The 14289-nt window shown below is 44.0% G+C and carries 13 protein-coding genes; 6 read left to right on the forward strand and 7 right to left on the reverse strand.

Translation table 11 applies throughout. The features are described 5' to 3' along the window. Nucleotides 1-68 precede the first annotated feature (68 nt). On the forward strand, nucleotides 69-584 hold the full coding sequence (locus tag J5X92_RS02940; protein WP_201299285.1) for a cupin domain-containing protein: 516 nt from the start codon (nucleotides 69-71) through the stop codon (nucleotides 582-584). A 111-nt stretch (nucleotides 585-695) separates the two neighbouring features. Here the strand turns inward: J5X92_RS02940 and J5X92_RS02945 are convergent, their stop codons facing one another. From J5X92_RS02945 to J5X92_RS02960, 4 genes are all read right to left on the reverse strand, one after another. Continuing rightward, entirely contained in the window at nucleotides 696-1688 is a 993-nt protein-coding gene (locus J5X92_RS02945) for an LLM class flavin-dependent oxidoreductase (protein ID WP_208804558.1), read from the reverse strand. A 95-nt stretch (nucleotides 1689-1783) separates the two neighbouring features. Further along, nucleotides 1784-3121, reverse strand: a complete 1338-nt coding sequence (locus J5X92_RS02950) for a serine hydrolase domain-containing protein (RefSeq protein ID WP_208804561.1) — start codon at nucleotides 3119-3121, stop codon at nucleotides 1784-1786. 143 nt (nucleotides 3122-3264) lie between these two features. Next, on the reverse strand, nucleotides 3265-4500 hold the full coding sequence (locus J5X92_RS02955; RefSeq protein ID WP_208804563.1) for an ABC transporter permease: 1236 nt from the start codon (nucleotides 4498-4500) through the stop codon (nucleotides 3265-3267). Beyond that, a complete protein-coding gene (locus J5X92_RS02960; RefSeq protein ID WP_208804565.1) occupies nucleotides 4500-5258 on the reverse strand; it encodes an ABC transporter ATP-binding protein in 759 nt (252 codons plus the stop codon). The genes J5X92_RS02955 and J5X92_RS02960 overlap by 1 nt, the downstream gene beginning before the upstream one ends. 204 nt (nucleotides 5259-5462) lie before the next feature. Here J5X92_RS02960 and J5X92_RS02965 point away from each other — a divergent pair, with 204 nt between their 5' ends. From J5X92_RS02965 to J5X92_RS02975, 3 genes are read left to right on the forward strand one after another with little or no spacing between them, the layout of a single operon-like run. Next, nucleotides 5463-6050, forward strand: a complete 588-nt coding sequence (locus tag J5X92_RS02965) for a DUF3299 domain-containing protein (RefSeq protein ID WP_013786495.1) — start codon at nucleotides 5463-5465, stop codon at nucleotides 6048-6050. Between the two features lie 3 nt (nucleotides 6051-6053). Beyond that, nucleotides 6054-6509 (forward strand): hypothetical protein, encoded by a 456-nt coding sequence (locus J5X92_RS02970; RefSeq protein WP_129740379.1) that lies wholly within the window; start codon nucleotides 6054-6056, stop codon nucleotides 6507-6509. 15 nt (nucleotides 6510-6524) lie between these two features. Continuing rightward, nucleotides 6525-7280 (forward strand): DUF3299 domain-containing protein, encoded by a 756-nt coding sequence (locus J5X92_RS02975; RefSeq protein WP_208804567.1) that lies wholly within the window; start codon nucleotides 6525-6527, stop codon nucleotides 7278-7280. 120 nt (nucleotides 7281-7400) lie between these two features. Here the strand turns inward: J5X92_RS02975 and J5X92_RS02980 are convergent, their stop codons facing one another. From J5X92_RS02980 to J5X92_RS02990, 3 genes are read right to left on the reverse strand one after another with little or no spacing between them, the layout of a single operon-like run. Further along, on the reverse strand, nucleotides 7401-8537 hold the full coding sequence (locus J5X92_RS02980; RefSeq protein ID WP_126874007.1) for a GTP-binding protein: 1137 nt from the start codon (nucleotides 8535-8537) through the stop codon (nucleotides 7401-7403). Nucleotides 8538-8558: 21 nt separating this feature from the next. Next, on the reverse strand, nucleotides 8559-8978 hold the full coding sequence (locus tag J5X92_RS02985) for a MerC domain-containing protein (protein WP_126874006.1): 420 nt from the start codon (nucleotides 8976-8978) through the stop codon (nucleotides 8559-8561). Between the two features lie 40 nt (nucleotides 8979-9018). After that, the gene (locus J5X92_RS02990) at nucleotides 9019-9630 is read right to left on the reverse strand and encodes a DUF2796 domain-containing protein (RefSeq protein WP_208804569.1); all 612 of its coding nucleotides are present in this window, start codon (nucleotides 9628-9630) and stop codon (nucleotides 9019-9021) included. 238 nt (nucleotides 9631-9868) lie between these two features. Here J5X92_RS02990 and J5X92_RS02995 point away from each other — a divergent pair, with 238 nt between their 5' ends. Next, nucleotides 9869-12337, forward strand: coding sequence for a TonB-dependent receptor (locus tag J5X92_RS02995; RefSeq protein ID WP_208804571.1), 2469 nt, complete (start codon nucleotides 9869-9871; stop codon nucleotides 12335-12337). A 319-nt stretch (nucleotides 12338-12656) separates the two neighbouring features. Continuing rightward, the gene (locus J5X92_RS03000) at nucleotides 12657-14162 is read left to right on the forward strand and encodes a carboxypeptidase (protein ID WP_244360145.1); all 1506 of its coding nucleotides are present in this window, start codon (nucleotides 12657-12659) and stop codon (nucleotides 14160-14162) included. The last annotated feature ends 127 nt before the right edge of the window (nucleotides 14163-14289 follow it).

The raw sequence follows: 14289 nt of genomic DNA on the forward strand, positions 1-14289 counted from the left end.
GTATAGGTTTAAGCCTATGCCTGGCAAGCTTTTCGCCTATCGCTAACAACGAAATGAGGAACCAGAAAATGACGAACAATAATATGAAGACGTTAACGAAAGAACAAGTCATTGAACAACTCAACCTCTCTCATCACTTCGAAGGTGGGTATTTTCGCCAAAGCTTTAAAGCGGATCACAGAGACAAAGTAACAACGGCGCGTGGTGAACGCACCACCATGACCGCTATTTATTATATGCTTACGAACGACAATAGTATTGACCATTTTCATACTAAGTATTCCGATGGCATTGAGTTTTACCATATGGGCTCGCCCATTACTTACCATATGATTTACCCAGATGGCCATTACGAAAAAGTGGTAGTAGGGCCTGATATTGCCAACGGCCAGCAGTTGCAGCTTGCTGTTCCCGGTGGCACTTATAAAGCGGCCGAATTAACTGATGGCGACTATGGTTTGGTGAGCGAAGCGGTATCCCCTGGGTGGGAGCCTGAAGATATGATTGAAGTTTTTCAGCATGAATTGTTAGAAAAATTCCCTCAGCATAAAGCGCTTATTGAGCGCCTTGCGAATAAGAAATAATGCCCGTTGCTACACGTAAAAAGCCTGCTCTTAGCAGGCTTTTCTAATTCCATTCAAAGTGTCATATCCACATTTAGAGATAGGCGCATTTCTGCTAGACGTTGGTTTCGACTACATTTTCACTTCGGCCAAAAGCGCAACGCTTTTTAGTCGTGCCTCTAGATTATGAATGGGCATTGAAACAATTAACTCATCCACTTCTGTGGCTTCTACAAACTTAGCTAACTGCGTGGTTACCGTCGCTTTTGAGCCTACTAACGCATAACGCAATACATGAGACAGCATAGCGTAATCGGCTTCGCTGCAAATATTAGATAAATCATCTACAGGTTTAGCGAAAGGCTTATTCAGCCCGCGCCGCATATTCATAAACTGCTGTTGAACCGACGTGAACAAGTACTGAGCTTCTTCATCGGTATCGGCTACAACCGCCATTAACCCCGCCATCACGTGAGGCGTTTCTCGCTGCGCTGATGGTTTAAACATAGAACGATAAACATGCAAGGCATCGAACAGCTGGTCTGGTGCAAAGTGCGACGCAAAAGAATAAGGCAACCCAACCGATGCAGCCAATTGCGCACTGTATAAACTTGAACCCAACAACCATAACGGAATATGTGTGTTGGCACCCGGCACCGCGATAATTTTCTGCCCAGGCTCTGGGGCTCCCAAATAATGTTGAAGCTCTTTTATGTCATCAGGGTAGGTGTCTACATGCGCGTTGCTACTAAGGTTGCGACGCAATGCTTTTGCGGTAGCCATGTCGGTACCTGGGGCTCGGCCAAGCCCTAAATCTATGCGACCTGGGTACAAGGTTTCCAACGTACCGAATTGCTCGGCGATAACCAATGGTGCGTGATTTGGTAGCATTACACCACCTGCACCTACACGAATGTGGTTAGTAGCGCCGGCAATGTTGCCTAACATAACGGCGGTAGCAGAACTCGCCACACCATGCATACCGTGATGTTCTGCCAACCACACACGTTGATATCCACTACGCTCAGCTTGCTTAGCTAACTCTCGCGAGTTACTTAATGCATCGCTTATGCTTTGCCCGTCTGAAATAGGGGCAAGATCGAGTAGTGAAAGGGGTAATGACATGGCTAACCTCGTAAACGTTTTTTTGCAGTGTATCGCAAACTCAATATACGCCGAAAGGCTTTGCCACGGTTCACACGAGATACGCGATATTAGGTTTACTCTCGAGTAAACCTAAACTTCCCGCCGCCTTGTTGTAACTCGAAGCGAGTATAGTCAACTAGACCGCCGGCATTTTCAAACACAATAACAATACCTGCTGGCGTGAAACGAAATTCCGAGGCTGAATACGGAGTAAGACCAAGTACCGGTTGACCTGTAGCTTTCGCCGTTAGCACACTATCATCGACTTTTAACGTGATATTCAGAGGAATGTCTGGGGAGATAAACACACCTTCGTAGTTAACAAGGTATTCTTGCGCAAGCTCCACTGGCATCTGGGTCAAGTCAGGTATTTCATAATCAAGGCCATAATAAATACTCAATACGGCTATATTGATATCGTTCAGCGCATAATTTAACCCATTGGAAACCAGGCTTAAAACAACGTTATCGTCAGCAAAATAAGCCACGACTGAATTAAAACCGTCAATTCGCCCGTTGTGTCCAAAAGCCCTTTTGTCGTGATAGGGGAATTGCAACAAGCCACGCCCTATACCTTGATTTACCTGTTTCATTTGGTTCAGCGAATCCTCAGAAACTAGCTCACCGGAAAAAAGGGCAGAGAGAAACAAGGCGACCTCGGTGGGCGTAGAGACAATTGCACCTGCGCCATGGGGGATACTCATATCGGAGAGGCTTGCAGGAGCCCAACCCGATGAGATAGGTTTATATGAGTTAGCTTGATTGCGCTTTACATCAATAGCCGCACCATAAATCGTTCTCGTTAGGTTTAATGGCATGCTAATACGCTGTTTTAGTTGATGGGCGTAAGTCGCTTTCGTAATATCTTCTATGATGAAGCCCAGCAGTAAATATCCGCTGTTCGAATAGCGCGTTTGGCTGCCTGGCTTAAAGTCACTTTCTAGCGCTTCGATAATTCCTATCATTTCACCCTTTGACTTGGGTGACTTCATATATTGACTAAATTCAGGTTTGTTAGTGAAATTATGAATCCCACTTCGGTGGCTAAGTAACATAGAGATTGTGATCTTATCGGCATTTTTAATATTGGGATAGAAGCCTGCCAATGTAGTATCTAAAGAAAGTTTCCCCTCCTCGATGAGCTGAAAAATCATTACAGATGTAAACACTTTAGTAATCGACCCTATGCGATACTGAGTGTGTTTATTGGCTTTCTTCTTCGTGGCTAAATCGGCATAACCTATTGAATTTTCGTAAACAGGCTTGCCATCTTCTACCACTGCCAAACTAAACATTGCCTTTTCATTTTCATCAAGCGCAGCTAGATACTTATCTAATTTAGCGGTATCAAAGCTTTGCGCAGACACATTAAAAATGCAGATAAAGAGAAGTAAACTAAAGCACTTTTTCATTTTTTGCTCCTTGCAGGCTCATGCTATGAGCGAATATAAATCATTCCATTTAACTAAGCGCGTAAGCGTGCTTTGTGAAGACTACGCTCGCCGCTGTAAACTAAGTTGCTGACCAGTCACCCATCAGTATACAGTACCACCCGCTACTTCGAAGAAAGTGAACTATGCAGTGCGTTTTTATACGCTTCAAAGGCTGGGATTGCCGAAGTGACAATAGCCGCCAAGGTAATCACACTTACCACTTTCAGCGTTTCCAGGGTAAGCAAATTCGCACTTAAAAATAGACCATACTGAGACGCAAGCCAATCACTCGATAAGGTTAACGCTGCGCTAAGCAACCCAATCGCCGCCACAATCGCTAACAATACTAAGATTAACGCTTCTACTAATACCAAGGTAAAGATAACGCCTGGGCCTGCACCTAATACTCGCAATACGGCAATTTCGTTTTTACGCTGCTGCATAGAGGCTAACAACATAGTCGATAAACCAAACAATGAAGATATAAGCACTAAAATGCTAATCACTCGCAGTAGGTTTTCTACCGTACCCATCATTTGCCAAAGCTCGGTTAGCGCCACGCCAGGCAGTATGGCCATAAGCCTATCTGTTTTGTAGTTGTTGATATCGCGCTGAAGTTTAAACGTTGCAAACTTTGAGGTTAACCCAAGCATGACCGCTGTTACGCTGTCTGGCGTGGTATTTACCGAGGTTGCATCGTTGAGCAATTGGCTTTGCTTTGACGCCGATAAATGAATAGCTTCAATCGCGTTTAAGCTTACATGCACGGTTTTATCTACTGGCGTGCCAGTGGCTGAAAGTATGCCGGTGATAGTGAAAGGGGTATTGTCATGATTGGTAAAACTGGTGTTACCAATACCATGAGAAATCACCACACTGTCTCCCACTTTATAACCTAGCTCTTTGGCCACATCGGCGCCTATCACCACTTCAAATAAGCTCGCGAAAGCTTTACCGTCTTGAAAACTGAGCGCTTGCTTGTTCCCAAATTTGAAATGCTGAAAATAGTTATCGTTGGTGCCCATTACCCGAAAGCCGCGATGAGAATCTCCTAAAGAAATAGGAATTGCCCACTCTACTAATTGACTTTCTTGCAGTGCTTCATAGCTTTCATAGTTGATGTTACTGGTGGGGCTTCCCATCCTGAACACTGAATACAACAAGAGATTGAGCTGACCGCTTGGGGCGCCAACGATAAGGTCAACATCTGAAATAGTTCGGTTAAAGCTCTCTTTTGCCTGCTGGCGAATATGCTCAACGCTTAGCAATACACTGATACTAATCAGCAACGAAAGAAACGTTAATATCACTGATTTTTTGCGACTACCTAAACTACTCCACGCTAACGATACTAACATTACATGCTCTCCGCTGGCTGTTTAAGCGAAGACTGTTTTAGCGAGGACATTTCTACACTGGTTTCAAAAAACTTTTTCAAATACATATCGTGACTTACAAATATCAGTGTCGTGTTGTGCTGCTTACACATATCGATAAGCATGGTCATAAAGGCGTCTCGGGCGGCGGCGTCTAAGGCAGATGTGGGTTCATCTACAAGTAATATTTCTGGTTTGTTGATTAACGCACGGGCAATGGCTACCCGCTGCTGCTGGCCTACACTCAGTGAATTAGCGGGCTGATGAAGAATAGTAGCGGGCAAATTAAGCCCTATCAGCAACGCTTCGGCCGCATCGGCTACATTGGTTTTGCCAGCTTTTGCGAAATATGTGGCCAGCTCAATATTTTTAAGCACGCTTAGGTAGGGAATCAAATTGAATTGCTGAAATACCACGCCGATATGCTGCGCGCGAAACTTATCGCGCTGCCTGGCAGGCAAGGCGGAAAATGGCTTGCCGAGTAACGATAACTCGCCGCTTTGTGGCGTTAGCACCCCTGCTAACAGATTAAGCAAGGTGGTTTTGCCAGAGCCTGAATGACCATGTAAGAAAACACGATCACCGTAATTCACCTTCCACGTAGGTATATGCAGCCCACTGCTGTTTGAACCTGCGTAATGATATTTAACGTCATTAAGCGCAATAGCATTGCCGTGGTTAGGCACTGCCTTTTTAGCGTGTGCTTCATTTTTCAAAGGTTGCTCTGGTGCTGCTGACAATGTGAATCATCTCCTTTTTGCATTACGCGATGTTTGCGTAAGAGTGGATGTAGCTGACACTAACGCTTTTAGGTCGCCATTCAAGCCAAAACTAAGCCTACTTTGCTATAAGGGCACGCTCAGTCAGACGACAAATGTACAACCCAGCCATGTTATGTTATAACGTTTTATACTAACCGTTATAATAATTCTTGGCTAAATAAAATGATGAAGTTCTTCTTACGCGCCCGCATTGGTATTTTTGTCGCGATAACAGGCATGCTTTTTTATCCTACAACATATGCTGAAGATATCGAAGCATCTGACTATCAAGAGGTGGAATGGACGCAGTTAATGCCTGAAGAAGATTTGGCGGCGCTGTTAAATCCACCAGATTATTTAGCTGGTATTGAAGACGGCTCTCAAGAAGATTCCGTGGAAGCCTTTGGCAATCAAGATTTTGATAACGAAACTACCAATCGCTTTCAACAAGCGCTGACATCAACGCAAGTCGTTAAAACCTTTGAGAATAAACCCATCCGTATTCCTGGCTTTATTGTTCCGCTTGAAAGCAGCGAATCGCAAATGGTCACAGAGTTTTTTATCGTACCTTACTTCGGTGCATGCATTCACATGCCTCCACCACCGCCCAATCAAATTATTTACGTGAGTATTGAGCAAGGTGTTGAACTGGAAAGTTTGTACGATCCATTCTGGTTCGAAGGCACCTTGGCTATCGACACCACTGAAAATGCGATGGGCACCGCGGCGTACCGTTTAGAGCACGTCAATGTGAAACCATACGAGGGATAATTGATGACACGATTTAATAAACTATTATCTGCCCTGCTAGCCTCTTTAACGGTTGTTTCTGCCGCACATGCTTGCGACCTACATGGCGGCGGTAATTTGGGCTTTGGTTTTAATCGGTTACACCCCCTTGCTCAGCAACATTATCAGGCGTCGGCGTTCAAAACCCTGTCGGTTAAACACGCTAAACAGGTAGACGTTATTGTTGATGAAGCCGCCACAGCGAAAATATCTTACGTGATACCGCTACGCTATCGTGATGTAAACGTTAGTTTTATAGGTAGTGATGGCGTAGAAATAGTGGGAGATAGCGCTGTGTTACTGGAACAAGACTCTGGCGTTTATAACTTAACGTTTACGGTAAAGCGACCAGGCCAATCGCACATCTCTATCCAAATAAATGGATTAAGTGATGGGAAGCCTTTTTCACTGAGTCAGAAAATTGAACTACGCTCAGCATAAAAAGTGGATAAAGGAGTGAGTAAAGTCGCTGCTAAAGAAAACGAGCTGGCTGCAGTTAACGCTAAGCGCAAACCATTGAAGATAGTACTACTTCTTTTCGTTTTCTTAGTGGCTGGCAGTGTATTCACTAGGCTAGTTCAACTATATTGGCCCAGCATAAAACATCAGTTATACACTAGCGAAGCACTTTATCAGACCAGCAACCCTCAGTTACAGGCCTTATTCAGCCAAGAAGTTGAACAAAAAAGTGTAATGCGCTTAGGTTGGCAAGACTTACTGCCAGAACAAGAAGAAGCCACCTTACGTCGATATCAATCAGGGAACGACAGAAGTGACTTATCGCCTACCCAAATCGGCACCGTTCAGTCTATAACGAATCAATTGCTATTATCTATTCAAGCCAGTAGCGATGAAAATTACATTTCAGCCCTTCACTCAACCAATATAGTACACACCATTTTAGGCAAAGCGATTTCTATTTCCGGCTTTATTGTACCGATAGAAGTGAATGAAGATCGCACACTACAAAGCTTTTTCGTGGTGCCTTACTACGGCGCTTGTATTCACTTCCCCCCTCCACCACCCAATCAAATTATTTTTGTACAACTGCCCGATGGATTTGCCCATCACAATTTAGCCGATGCATTTACGTTAACGGGTATTTTAGAACAGGGTATGTTTGAAGACCCCCTTGGAACCTCAGCGTATATCCTTAACGTGTTCGACATTGAGGCTTACCATGGTCAGCCTGATGACTTTCGAGCTCACTAGGTTTATCAAGAACAATAGATGCTATTTTTCACAAACGCTGACAGGTTTGCGTTAGCTATTCTCCTAAGCATTTAAAGTGAATTTAGTGAGCATTTCGTAAACATTTAATGCAGAGTGCATTTAGTTTTCATCTAGCTGACATGCAACTAATTGCTGCTCCCACAGCTCGCTAATGTCACCGGCGTTCGATTTGGAAGTATCTGCTTCACAAGCATCCAATTCATTAATAATTACTTCTATGCGGCTTTCTAAACAATCATCCAATTCTTTTTCTGATATTGCATCGTCTACAATGTTGTAGCTAAAAATACCTTCATGGGTGATCATTATTGCTTTAAACCTTTCCACCTTCAGCTTGCCTAACCATTCATGTAACGCGTTTCGGTTAAAGACAATATAAGGTGAAAAACGCCACCCCATACTTTGAAAGCCTTCTCCACTATTTTCAATTTTAACAAAGCCGGTTTCAGGTAGGGGCGCTTCGTTAATATTACTAGCTTGATTGTGCTTATGGTCGTGATGATCTTGATGATCGTGTTGAGCGCTACCAGTGTTTACATGGGTGTGATATTCATCACCATGAGAATGACGAGGTATAGGTTGCTTCATTGCTTTAACCACATCAGAAGCCCCCTCTAGCAACGATGGCGCTAACTTCCCATGCTGTGCAAAAACAATATCCGGCATGGGATAGCGGCGGTTAGCAACGTAATCAATGAGCAGCTGTTTAGATTCATCTTGGTATAAATCTTCTTTGTTACCTACGACAATATCCGCAACATCAATTTGCTGGTTGAAAGTCTCATGAAGTGTATAGCGTATATCTGTGAGCTTTCGGGCATCTACCAAGGTGATATTCTTTTGAATATTGAGCACCTCTTGATAATGATCGGCTGACAACACTTCTAAGACTTCCCTTGGGTGCCCTAGCCCCGTAGGCTCTATGAGTAAACGATGGGGTCGAGCGCGTGCAAGTAACTGATTAAGCGCAATTTGCATAGACAACCCTGAAGCACAGCACATACAGCCGCCGGGTACTTCACGCACAAACACACCGCTTTGTTCGGAATGTACGCCCTCAAAAAAGCCACCATCAATACCAATTTCACCAAACTCATTAACTAAAACAGCCCACCGCTCATGCTCTGGCTTAGCCTCTAGTAAGGATAAAATGGCGCTTGTTTTCCCTACGCCTAAAAAACCACTGATAATATTGGTTGGAATAGCACTTAACTTTTCAAGCTTGCCTGATGTCATACACACCCTTCCTGGACGCCGTTATTTATGTGTAATGATGTGCGGGTAATCGGTTTCATTATCTGTTTGGCGGCGTAGTCTTAGGTTTCGAATATGGCTAAATGCAATAAAGCTAGACCCTATTACCGTTAACACCACTTCACCGTATTCGCCCAACACATCGTGCCCTAACACTGCGGCTAAAATAAGCAATGATAGCCCTACACCACCCACCAAAAGCATGGTGTGATTTCGGTGGTAAAGATAGCCCATCATGAGTGCAATAACACTGATGGGCACTACGAAAAACAGCAACGTTTTATGAAACAACTCGTCATCTAAAGCTAATATGCCCGCTAGCGGCGGGAGAAGAAGTAATAAAACAGGAAATAATAAGCAGTGCACCACGCATAGCATAGACAGTGCTATGGCAGCTTTATCGCTTATTTTTTGAAAATTCATTCAGTATGGTTCCTTATTTTTAACCTACCAGATTTTTAGCTTACCAGCGTAACGTTGGCTGACCGGCAGATAACTCAGAAAGACCTTGTCCACGTTCAGTGATCCACTGAGCTTGGATAGCACTTAGCGATGGCATCGATTCAAATAGGGTAACGGTAATGCCAGACACCGCATCATCACAGTGAAATTGATATTCAACTTCAATATTTTGATGATTTTCTTCTTCGTGTTCATCGTGCCCTTCATGCTCGTCATGTTCTTTGTGCAAAGCATGCTCGTTCTTGTGCGCCTCGTCATGATCACCCGAGTGAGCTTCGTGAGTATCTTCATGGTCGCTTTTATGATGGTCTTCATGCGCTTCTAATGTGTGCTCAACACCCACTAACTCGCACTTACCCTCTACATCAATCACGTTGGTATTTAAGGTGAACCTTTCGGCAAGCAAATTTTGATTATTTAGTTGCTCGGTCGTTTCAGGTTCGTGCTCAAAGCCAAGAGCATCTGCGGCAGGTAATACAAGCTGAAGGTGAAGCATGCTGCCCTCTTGAGAAACTAAAAGCTCGCCTTGCCCGTGCACATGCGGCTGTGCATTTACGGCAAATCCTACACTAGAAAAAAAGAGTAAAGAGACTGCTAAACAGGGCTTTTTCATGAATCTACCTTTTTATAAATTTTTTCAATGGTGAGCGACTTTATTGTTTACCGAAGTGGAGTGTATACACTTAAGCGCCTTTTCGGGAAACGTTGATTACAACGAGTAAGTGGTTGTACTTTAAATTTGGACGCTTCTCGATCTTGAACTAATTCTTCATTTTCTTTGATTGCATTTTGATACATTATAACATAACAATAAATAAGATTAAAATTATAACTTAGTATCGGGGTTAAGAATGGTTAGGGTTACCAAGGTAGCAGCATTAGTAAGCGCATTATTGTCGACCAGCGCTTTAGCACAGAATATAGAGGGCACTGTGCTGAATAAAAATGGAAGTGCCGTAGTAGGTGCAAAGGTAGAAGTAGAAGGAACAAACCAACGTACGGTAACTAACAGCGAAGGTCAGTTCTCGCTTCGTGACGTTAGCAACGGCAAAGCCGAGTTGCATATTTCAGCACCGAACTTTGCGCATCTTCATCAAGATATTACGCTGGCTGAAGGCGAGCCGCTGCAACTTTCACTTACGTTAAATCGTTCTCCAATTGAAGTGGTGGACGTACTTGCTACGCCCATTCATTTGTCAGTGATGGAGTCTGCATCACCGGTGAGTGTGTTAGCGGGCGATACCCTTCGTCGCCAACAAACATCCACCCTAGGCGATAGTTTAGAAAAAGTGGCCGGTGTACACACTAGCTTCCACGCAAAAGTAGCCAGTACACCGGTTATTCGTGGATTAAGTGGCCCTAGAGTACTTATTGCGCAAAATGGCTTAGACGTGAGTGATGTTTCACGAGTAGGCCCTGATCATTCGGTGGCATCAGAGGCTTCAACGGCTCAGCAAATCGAAGTACTTCGTGGCCCTGCAACCTTGTTCTACGGTAGCGGCGCGGTTGGCGGTGTTGTGAATGTAGTAGATGGTCGCATACCAACTGATAGTACAACGCGAGGCGAATGGTTACTTGAAACCAACTCGGTTGATGATCAACAGCTTGGCTCTTTCAATGTAACCACAGGGAATGAGTCTTTCGCCTTTTATGCTGATGGCTATTGGCGCGAATCTAACGACTATGATGTTCCTGTTTCACCTGAAGTAGAGCACGACGATCATGGCGAAGAAGAGCATGATGAAGAGCAGTCAAGAGTTGTAGAGAACAGTAACGAAGCGTCGAGTGGCTTTACCGTTGGCACCAGTTATTTGTTCGATAAAGGCTATGTAGGGCTTTCAGTTGAGCAATTTAATCGTGAATACGGCATTCCTGGCCATACCCATGGCGAAGAAGAGCATGATGACGACCACGAGGAAGAACTTGATGAAACGCATCATGAGGATGAATCTGTTTTTGCCGACCTTGAGCAAACCCGTGTTCAACTTCAAGGTGAATACAATATTGCAGGCAGTTGGGTAAAACAAATTCAGCTACGTGGCGGATTTACCGACTACGAACACGCTGAAATTGAAGAAGGTGAAGCAGGCACCTTGTTTGAAAATGAAACCCATGAGTTAAAACTCGATGTTTTACACGCTCCTATAAATGACTGGAATGGCGCGTTGAGCTTTCATTATAAAAACAGCGATGCATCAGCCCAAGGAGAAGAAGCCTTTACTCCCCCTTCGGTGACTGAAACCATTGCGATGGCTATCATGGAAGAAAAGCGCTTTGATGATGTACTCATTCAACTCGGTGCCCGTATAGAACATGTATCGTTGGAAGCGGATAACGTTTTATTACCTTCTTTAGATACCCATGATCATGATGAAGAACACGATGATGATCATGAAGATGAGGGCCACGACGACGAGCATGAAGACGAGCATGAAGACACCTTGGTATTCCCTATCGATGAATCATTTACTGCATTAAGCATCTCGGCGGGTTTGGTATGGGACTTCGCACCAGGTTACAACGTGGGAATCTCAGTATCTCGTTCAGAGCGCGCGCCATCAGCCTCTGAGCTACTTTCATTTGGCCCCCATATTGGCACCAGTACTTATGAAGTTGGGGCTTTATTTGCCCTTCATGAAGAGGAAGGCGAAGCGCATATCGAGCTTGGTGAAGGCAGTATTGAACTTGAAACTGCGAATAATATCGACCTTACCTTACGTAAAACCGAAGGTAACTTAGGGTTTGTATTAAATGCGTTTTATAACCAAATCGACAACTATTACTACCAAACCAATACCGGCCTTTTTGCTGAAAGCGGACACGACCATGGCGAAGAAGAGGGTGATGATCACGACGAGCACACTGATGAACTGCCAGTCTATATTTTCAAAACTGATGATGTGATATTACATGGTTTTGAAGCACAAGTTGCTTGGCAAACTACAGATGAATTCAAAACCACAGTATTTGCCGACTACGTGAGAGCACGTTTGCAAGATGGAGGCGACTTACCTCGCACTCCACCGCTTCGAGTTGGTACGCAGTTTAGTTACCAAACTGAACGATTAAGTGCTCACCTAGATATTACACGTTACGAAGAGCAAGACCGTATTGGTGAAGGTGAAACCGCAACCGATGGCTATACCCTAGTAGATGCCAGCGTGTCATACGACTTAGATGTACTTAATCAAGATATTTCAGTGTATTTGAAAGGCACAAACCTGACCGATACCGAAGCCAGAGTACATACTTCATTCTTAAAAGATATAGCTCCACGACCTGGCCGCAGCTTTGCACTTGGTGTGAGGGGGTATTTCTAAAGGAAGTCGTTAAAATTTGACGCTTAGAATGGCAGTGTAAGCACTGCCATTCTTATTTTACTGATGTATTTAATTGCTTTTTTTCGTAGCACGAGCATTTGGGATTTCGCTCATTTCCTAGCTACACTCGCTTATGCCATCACTTTCTATTCAGCTGGAAGGCACACAGGCATAAGTCGGAAATATTGGCTATTTTATCGTGCAAATATCACTATACCTCTGCGGCAAGGTATAGTGAGGTATGTGGCATTTATTAAATGAATAACAACGACAAGAAAACGCGATGAACTCAATAAATTCAATAATCAAAAGCAAAGCTATGTGGTTTGTTTTAGTGGCATTGTTCGCTATTACCGCTAATGCAGCAGAAGAAACACATAAACGCACTATCGACATCGATAGTAGTGTAGTAACCGAGCATGAAACTAAAATATTAGGTAAGCGCGTGAAATACAGCGCTACAACAGGCACGCAACCGGTGTGGAATAGCAAGGATGACGCGGTCGCTACCTTGTTTTACACCTACTATCAGCGCACCGATATAAAAGACGATGGGTCTCGTCCGCTTGTCATCTCTTTTAACGGCGGCCCGGGTTCAGCATCAGTATGGATGCACGTGGCGTATACTGGCCCTCGAATTTTAAATATTGATGATGAAGGCTACCCCGTACAGCCTTATGGCGTGCAGACGAACCCATATTCAATATTAGATGTAGCAGACATCGTATTTGTTAACCCCGTTAATACTGGCTACAGCCGCGTACTTAAGAATGAAGAAGGTGAAATGCCGTCAAAGGATGCACAAAAGAGCATGTTTTTTGGCGTCAACGCTGATATCAGCTACCTTGCAGATTGGGTAAATACCTTTGTCACTCGCCATAACCGCTGGCGTTCGCCTAAATACCTCATTGGTGAAAGCTATGGTACGACGCGGGTTTCGGGTTTAGCCCTTGAATTACAAAACCGCCAATGGATGTATTTAAATGGCGTAATATTAGTATCACCTACCGATATCGGTATTGAACGCAATGGACCAGTAAAAGCCGCGAATCGCCTACCTTATTTCGCTGCAACCGCCTGGTATCACAAAAAGTTAGACCCTGAACTCCAAAATAAAGACTTAACCGAACTGCTTCCTGAAGTAGAAGATTTCACCATCAACACACTTATTCCAGCGCTGGCGAAAGGTGGCTTTATTGGTGCTGAGGAAAAACGCGATGTGCTTGCAAAAATGGCACGTTATTCAGGCTTATCACAAGACGCGATTTCACAAAACAACCTTGATGTAACTACCGCTTATTTTTGGAAATCGTTACTTCGTGATGAAGGTAAAACACTCGGCCGCTTAGATAGCCGCTATTTGGGTATAGATGCTAAGCAAGCGGGTGATAGACCCGATTACTGGGCCGAACTAACGTCGTGGCTACATTCGTTTACTCCCGCCATTAATTACTACTTGCGAGAAGAGTTAAATTACAAAACTGACACCAAATACAATATGTTTGGCGATGTTCACCCGTGGGACAGAAGTGGCAATAAATCTGGCGAAAACCTACGTCTTGCCATGGCACAAAACCCATACTTGAATGTGATGATTCAAGCAGGTTACTACGACGGCGCCACCAACTATTTTGATGCCAAATATACTATGTGGCAGCTTGATCAAAGCGGCATTATGCAAGACCGTTTAAGCTTTAAAGGCTATAGAAGCGGGCATATGATGTACTTGCGACGAGACGATTTAAAACAGTCTAATCAAGACTTACGTGAGTTTATCAATAACAGCACCCCTAAAAAGGGTGAACCCGCGATGTATCGCCGATAAAAGGCGATAGAAAAAATATTGGGTCAGTGTACTTTCAAGGCTAATTGACACTGACCCTATTTACTCAATTTTCACTTTGCGCCTTTAAAGGCGCTAACTCCATCAATGCTCGGCAAATGTGCTATTC

It is taken from the genome of Alteromonas sp. K632G (assembly GCF_017653625.1).
GTDB classification, from domain to species: Bacteria; Pseudomonadota; Gammaproteobacteria; order Enterobacterales; family Alteromonadaceae; genus Alteromonas; species Alteromonas naphthalenivorans.